The organism is Halalkalibacter sp. APA_J-10(15), assembly GCF_023017105.1.
In the GTDB taxonomy this organism is placed as follows: domain Bacteria; phylum Bacillota; class Bacilli; order Bacillales; family Bacillaceae_D; genus Halalkalibacter.
Window position 1 is genome coordinate 1 of sequence record NZ_JALKEV010000036.1, and the last position, 3,633, is coordinate 3,633.

General features: G+C 40.2%; 2 protein-coding genes and 14 tRNA genes. 15 read left to right on the forward strand and 1 reads right to left on the reverse strand.

From position 1 onward, the window contains the following. Positions 1-50: 50 nt before the first annotated feature. The 15 genes from MW695_RS21985 to MW695_RS22055 all read left to right on the forward strand — a co-directional run bounded on the left by MW695_RS21985 (position 51) and on the right by MW695_RS22055 (position 2,694). Positions 51-126: transfer RNA gene (locus MW695_RS21985), tRNA-Val, on the forward strand. 50 nt (positions 127-176) lie between these two features. Beyond that, a tRNA-Met gene (locus tag MW695_RS21990) sits at positions 177-250 on the forward strand. Positions 251-259: 9 nt separating this feature from the next. Beyond that, positions 260-336: transfer RNA gene (locus MW695_RS21995), tRNA-Asp, on the forward strand. A gap of 15 nt (positions 337-351) precedes the next feature. After that, positions 352-427, forward strand: a tRNA-Phe gene (locus tag MW695_RS22000). A 3-nt stretch (positions 428-430) separates the two neighbouring features. Further along, positions 431-503, forward strand: a tRNA-Thr gene (locus MW695_RS22005). Positions 504-572: 69 nt separating this feature from the next. Further along, positions 573-657, forward strand: a tRNA-Tyr gene (locus MW695_RS22010). A gap of 4 nt (positions 658-661) precedes the next feature. After that, positions 662-735, forward strand: a tRNA-Trp gene (locus MW695_RS22015). Between the two features lie 19 nt (positions 736-754). Next, positions 755-830, forward strand: a tRNA-His gene (locus MW695_RS22020). Positions 831-836: 6 nt separating this feature from the next. Beyond that, positions 837-911, forward strand: a tRNA-Gln gene (locus MW695_RS22025). 4 nt (positions 912-915) lie between these two features. Further along, positions 916-990: transfer RNA gene (locus MW695_RS22030), tRNA-Gly, on the forward strand. A gap of 17 nt (positions 991-1,007) precedes the next feature. Further along, positions 1,008-1,082 (forward strand) — tRNA-Cys (locus MW695_RS22035). A 19-nt stretch (positions 1,083-1,101) separates the two neighbouring features. Then, positions 1,102-1,190 (forward strand) — tRNA-Leu (locus MW695_RS22040). A 1-nt stretch (position 1,191) separates the two neighbouring features. Continuing rightward, positions 1,192-1,268 (forward strand) — tRNA-Arg (locus tag MW695_RS22045). Between the two features lie 165 nt (positions 1,269-1,433). Then, complete coding sequence (locus MW695_RS22050) at positions 1,434-2,447, forward strand: DUF3231 family protein (RefSeq protein ID WP_247107605.1); 1,014 nt, start codon at positions 1,434-1,436, stop codon at positions 2,445-2,447. A 165-nt stretch (positions 2,448-2,612) separates the two neighbouring features. Beyond that, positions 2,613-2,694, forward strand: a tRNA-Leu gene (locus MW695_RS22055). A gap of 193 nt (positions 2,695-2,887) precedes the next feature. Here the strand turns inward: MW695_RS22055 and MW695_RS22060 are convergent. Continuing rightward, positions 2,888-3,520 carry a site-specific integrase gene (locus MW695_RS22060; RefSeq protein WP_308446111.1) on the reverse strand — a complete coding sequence of 211 codons (633 nt, stop codon included), beginning with the start codon at positions 3,518-3,520 and terminating at the stop codon, positions 2,888-2,890. Between the last annotated feature and the right edge of the window lie 113 nt (positions 3,521-3,633).

A 3,633-nucleotide genomic window follows, 5' to 3' on the forward strand; every position in this document is an offset into this window, starting at 1 on the left:
TTCACGGCGGTAACACGGGTTCGAATCCCGTACGGGTCACCATACATATTGGAGGATTAGCTCAGCTGGGAGAGCACCTGCCTTACAAGCAGGGGGTCGGCGGTTCGATCCCGTCATCCTCCACCATAATTGTTAAGTTTGGAGTAACAGCTTCATCCATAACATTATATTAACGACGCGGGGTGGAGCAGTCTGGTAGCTCGTCGGGCTCATAACCCGAAGGTCGATGGTTCAAATCCATCCCCCGCAATACCAAAATGGTCCGGTAGTTCAGTTGGTTAGAATGCCTGCCTGTCACGCAGGAGGTCGCGGGTTCGAGTCCCGTCCGGACCGCCATTTTTTTCATCAGTTGGCTTGGTAGCTCAGTCGGTAGAGCAATGGACTGAAAATCCATGTGTCGGCGGTTCGATTCCGTCCCAAGCCACCATTTGCCGGTCTAGCTCAATTGGTAGAGCAACTGACTTGTAATCAGTAGGTTGGGGGTTCAAGTCCTCTGGCCGGCATTTTTAACAAATTTCCTTACACATATTGACGAATGAAAATTGATTGTGTAATATAGAAATTGTTGTTTTGGAGGGGTAGCGAAGTGGCTAAACGCGGCGGACTGTAAATCCGCTCCCTCAGGGTTCGGCGGTTCGAATCCGTCCCCCTCCACCATTTTAGGGGCATAGTTTAAAGGTAGAACAGAGGTCTCCAAAACCTCCGGTGTGGGTTCAATTCCTACTGCCCCTGCCAATAACATATAAGCTTTGTGGCGGTTGTGGCGAAGTGGTTAACGCATCGGATTGTGATTCCGACATTCGTGGGTTCAATTCCCATCAGCCGCCCCATATAGTTGGGCTATCGCCAAGTGGTAAGGCAACGGATTTTGATTCCGTCATGCGCAGGTTCGAATCCTGCTAGCCCAGCCATATTGCGGAAGTAGTTCAGTGGTAGAACACCACCTTGCCAAGGTGGGGGTCGCGAGTTCGAATCTCGTCTTCCGCTCCAAATAATTAAATGTGATTGGCGGCATAGCCAAGTGGTAAGGCACGGGTCTGCAAAACCCTTATTCCCCGGTTCAAATCCGGGTGCCGCCTCCACAACATATATTTCTGCCTTGCCGGGGTGGTGGAATTGGCAGACACACAGGACTTAAAATCCTGCGGTAGGTGACTATCGTGCCGGTTCAAGTCCGGCCCTCGGCACCATGCGCCCTTAGCTCAGCTGGATAGAGTGTTTGACTACGAATCAAAAGGTCGGGAGTTCGAATCTCTCAGGGCGCGCCATTTTATTTTATACATATACAAAGCATGATAAGAATTCACTCTTATCATGCTTTTTTCGTTTGTTCTATTTCTTCTTAGATGGAATAAATTGTTTAGGATTTTTGGGAGAACGAGGGCATACTAGGGAGAAATCTAAACAAATCATTAAGTTAGAAGGTAGATAGTATGACGAAAAAGAATAACAATATTCGTTTATCAGCAGCGGAGTTATCAGAGCTATGGGCATCCTATATGAATGACAGTATGTCAGCATGTGTGTTGAAATATTTTTCTAATAAAGTAGAGGATGGAGACATCCGGCCAGTCATTGATAAGGCATTGAAATTATCACTAAATCATGTTGATGTTATAGAATCGATTTTTAAAAAAGAGGATTATCCGATTCCAATCGGGTTCAGTCAGGAGCATGATGTTGATATTAATGCCCCGCGATTGTATGCAGATGGCTATTTCCTTAATTATATAAAACAAATGGCTCAAATCAGTATGAACAATTATAGCATGGCGATTTCACTAACGGCGCGAGAAGACATATATGATTATTTTTCTAAATGCTTTGTAGAATCGAACCAGCTTCATAAAATGGCCATTGACGTCCTTTTAGCAAAAGGTCTGTATATCCGTCCTCCATATTTACCAACTCCAGAAACTGTAGAGTTTGTCGATTCAAAAAGCTTTTTAGCTGGATGGTTTGGAAAACGGAGAGCCTTAACAGGGCTAGAAATCTCAAATCTTTATGCGAATAGTCAACGTAATGCATTAGGGATCGTTGCATTACTTGGCTTCGCTCAAACCTCTAAATCCAAACAAGTTAAGCAGTTCATGATGAGAGGAAAAGACATTGCCTCAAAACATGTTGAAGTCTTCAGTAAGCTGATGAGAGAGAATGACATTCCTGTTCCGATGACATGGGATACGGAGGTGACAGAGAATACATCATTTGTTTTCTCTGATAAGCTTATGATGTTTCAAACGACTGCTTTGATTTCAATCGGGATCGGTTATTATGGCTTGAGCGTATCAACGAGTCCAAGGAGAGATATAGGTGTTGATTATACTTTGCTTATGGGCGAAGTTGCCAAGTATTCTGAGGATGGCGCTAAGATCATGATTGAGAATAGGTGGTTAGAAACGCCACCACAAGCGGCGAATCGAAGAGAATTGATTGATATGAAATAACATACCCAATGCGATGCTATCTACTGTTGGTAGGTAGTTTTTTTTTGAGGGGCGTTATGGCTATAGGAAAAAAGCTTTGACATCATATTAGAATCCATGTTAAGATATTATTTGTCATGAGTCACGTAAGGAGAATATTACGATGATTTAGACATTAATCCATGTGCCGGTGTGGCGGAATTGGCAGACGCGCACGACTCAAAATCGTGTTCCTTCTGGAGTGTCGGTTCGACCCCGACCACCGGTATTATCTACATATTATTAGTTAATTTAAAATTATTGAAATTACTCATAAACGTTAATAAATCAATGTTTATGAGTTTTTTTATTGTTTCAGAAACGATAGAAAAAGTTAAAAAAAGATTTCTTTTTACACGAATTTTACAGCTTACTAAATAAATTTTACACTTAATTTTACACAAGAGTTTTACTAATAATAGTTATTCATACATATCGTCAAAAGTTTTATTACTAAGTTTCTCATCTTCTTCCCTTAATTCTTTAATAAGATGAGTATATACTCTTAAAGTTGTTTCAATATCACTATGTCCTAAACGTTCACTAACATATTGATATGAAGCCTTTTGATAGATAAGAATACTCCCATGAGTGTGTCTAAGTCCATGTATCGTGATAATGGGTCGTATATTTAAATCACGTAAAATGTCTTTTAATAAATCATTAGCATGTTCATTGCTTAATACTTTATACATTGACCTAGGATTATAAAAGACTAGTTTGTTTGTATTATCTGGCATGGTTTCAATAAGATCTTTGAATAGGCTCATTGTTTTTTCATTAATAGTAATGACTCGGTTAGATTGAATGTTTTTAGTCGGGCCAAAACCTTCAGGCATTCTATTGTTATAGCCCCATGTCTTATTAACAGTAACTTTATTATTTATAAAATCAAAATCATTAAATGTAAGACCAACTAATTCTTCAAAACGCATGCCCGTAACCAGTCCTAGTAAAAGTAAGTAATGTCCTAAGCCTTGGTTTAGCCTTTTTTGTAATTCCTTAATTAGTAATTTACTGTCTTCAAAATTTAAATGCTTCTCTGAATGTAGTATAGATACATGGACACAACTTGGTTAAGTCATTAAAATTGAATGAACGAAAGGTCGTGTCCGAATTATGAGTCAAAAACGTTATAACCAAGAATTTAAACAAACAGTGATTGAGC

Excerpts from the sequence above, each read along its gene's own strand:
- MW695_RS22050 (WP_247107605.1), top strand. The coding sequence starts at position 1,434 with ATGACGAAAAAGAATAACAATATTCGTTTATCAGCAGCGGAGTTATCA.